Annotated in this window: 1 rRNA gene; it reads left to right on the forward strand. The window is 43.3% G+C overall.

Annotated features, from left to right (window positions below):
• Positions 1 to 1,762 precede the first annotated feature (1,762 nt).
• Positions 1,763 to 1,883 (forward strand): 5S ribosomal RNA (gene rrf, locus HS99_RS48785).
• Positions 1,884 to 2,344 lie beyond the last annotated feature (461 nt).

A 2,344-nucleotide genomic window follows, 5' to 3' on the forward strand; every position in this document is an offset into this window, starting at 1 on the left:
CAGCCAGGGCGAGCCGTCCCGCTGGACGGTGTGCAGCGCGGCCTCGGCCCGCTGCACGGCGGTGTCCCTCGCTGATTTGAGAGGAGGTTACACTTGAAGAATCACAGTCTTGCGACCGGCTATTCAACAAGGCATTCCCCCAAGTTTGAATTCTTTGAAATAGATTGCTATTAGCTAGTAATCCACCAAATCCTTCGCTGCTCACCAATGGAATCGCAAGATGCCCACGATGAGACTGTTCAGGTTAAACGCAAAAGAAACACACTCTGGGAATTTCTTCCCAAATTGTATCTCTCAATACGCATCAACCCATGTCAATTAAACACGCTGTATAGAGACTAGGCAGATCTGACGATCACCTAGCGACTCTCTCCACCGTTTGACGAGGCCATTTACAAAAACATAACGAACGACAAGCCTACTCGAATTCGTTTCCAAACTCTTTTCGAACTTGTCTTCAACTGCTTTCGCATGAAGTACCTCCCAACTACTTTTCCTCACACTTGTACTCCATGACTAAACCCCCCCTCCCATTACAAACTAAAATCTTACTTTTATTTTCTTTTGCCCTCTCTGTCGCTCTGCCTTAACTACGTATTTCTCGCCGAGAAAAACTTCAATTTAAGCTATTCTCCAAAAATCTTAGCGTATATTTTTTTCTTTTTTTTTTCCAAAGTGACAGGTGCCCCGGGTAACCCAGTTCCTCACTTTTTTTTACTGCGGAAGCGGAAGCGGAAAATACGGAAGCGGAAAATACGGAAGCGGAAAATACGGAAGCGGAAAATACGGAAACGCGCGGGAACATACAAAATATACCTTTCTCACACAAGAAATATATGCTACTTGCAAAATATCATACCAAAAAACTTTTCACAACCGAAACCAAAACCAACGGATATCATACATTACACTACCACCATTCAAACTTTACTACTATCCTCCCTTCAGTTTCCCTTTTTCTGCCTTTTTCGGTGACGGAAATACGCTTCAGAGACCCTAAAGGGAAATCCATGCCATAACAGGAAAGTAACATCCCAATGCGGACTATACCACCCCACCACACTCCTACCAATAATGGTAACTATTCTATGTTTTCTTACTCCTATGTCTATTCATCTTTCATCTAACTACCTAATACTATGCAAAAATGTAAAATTATCACACAAAACATAAACAATCAAAATCAGCCATTTCCGCACCTTTTCCTCTGTCCACTTTCAACCGTCCCTCCAAATGTAAAATGGCCTATCGGAATACATTTCCTACATCCTAACTACTATAAAACAACCTTTAGACTTACGTTTGCTACTCTCATGGTCTCAATACTGCCGCCGAAATTCTGTCCCACATACTAAATCTCTTCCCGTCATTATCGCCCGCATCCGGTGCCGTAAATGCAAAACAAATACCATCTATGTCTTCCACACCATCATTTTACTATGCCTGCCACCATCCATTTGTCTTTTGCACCATATCTTCATAACCTGTCACCTTGAAACTACCTCTGCATGCCACCTACCGACCAACTTTCATGTTCTGTTTCGACCTACCTCTTGTAAATGACAAATCACCTTTTTCATCGTATGCACCTTATTCTCCACATCACAATGCACTATTGCTTTTGCTTTTTCACCTCTCATATCCTATTGCTATTAGATGAAATATAATAAAAATTGTCCTCCACCCATAACACCTCTCACTCCCACCTACTGAACATGTCTGGACCCTGCCCTCATATCACCTGCGTTTCCGTTAAACTATCGGTTGCGGCCATATCTACCAGAAAGCACCGTTTCCCGTCCGATCAACTGTAGTTAAGCTGGTAAGAGCCTGACCGAGTAGTGTAGTGGGTGACCATACGCGAAACTCAGGTGCTGCAATCTTTATTTCTTTTTTTTTTTTTTTTCTCTCTAGTTTCTTGGCTTCCTATGCTAAATCCCATAACTAACCTACCATTCGATTCAGAAAAATTCGCACTATCCAGCTGCACTCTTCTTCTGAAGAGTTAAGCACTCCATTATGCTCATTGGGTTGCTACTACTTGATATGTACAAACAATATTCTCCTCCGATATTCCTACAAAAAAAAAAAAACACTCCGGTTTTGTTCTCTTCCCTCCATTTCCCTCTCTTCTACGGTTAATCCTTTCCTCTTCGTCTTTTTCTACACCCTCGTTTAGTTGCTTCTTTTTCCTTCCCGCTTTCCTGCACTAACATTTTGCCGCAGTACACTATACGATCGTAGTACATCTTACAACTCCGCACACCCCGCAGCGAGCGGGGTCGGGCCAAGGCCCAGGCCGAAGGGTCAATCCCGGACTACGAGATCCAGCGCATCCCCTTGG

Origin of the sequence: Kitasatospora aureofaciens, assembly GCF_001188955.3 — a bacterium.
GTDB classification, from domain to species: domain Bacteria; phylum Actinomycetota; class Actinomycetes; order Streptomycetales; family Streptomycetaceae; genus Kitasatospora; species Kitasatospora aureofaciens.